The 500-nt window shown below is 47.2% G+C and carries 1 pseudogene; it reads right to left on the minus strand.

Going from position 1 to position 500, the window contains the following annotated elements:
* A pseudogene (locus AC5O77_RS22765) lies at nt 1-500 on the minus strand (TonB-dependent receptor); the annotation flags it as partial.

Below are 500 nucleotides of genomic sequence, written 5' to 3' on the forward strand. Positions count from 1 at the left end.
GTTGGGTCGTTCCCTGATAATAAAAACTTTCTTTGTCATACTCTGGCCACTGCCAGTAGCGTGATTTTTGACCACTATTTCCACTGTATGGCGGGTTATCTTTTTCACCATCCTGCTTAATGTAAGTCAATGTGTATTCATCGTTTTCGCGTGGTGTAAAACCGAGCTTCACAATGCCGCGTTTATCATCAGCCGATGAATTAATCATCTTGCCGTGTTTGCCTGCAATATCATTATTTACACCATGCGGCAGGCCGAGAAAATCCTGCTTTAGCTGACTACCGCTGACTTGCAAATACCCCAGATCGCTGCTGGCGGCAAATGAAGCATGCATATCGTAGGCATTGTCCTGGCTACGGCTCCATCCCTGGCGATATCCCAGATTTGCTTCCAGAGGTTTTGTTGGCTTCTGGGTGGTGATATTAATGGCTCCGCCCATCTGATTAGGCCCCTGAAGCAGCGACGAATACCCTTTGGAAACTTCAACTGCCCCCAAATTG

It is taken from the genome of Stenotrophomonas sp. INTA L402-1 (genome assembly GCF_059295135.1).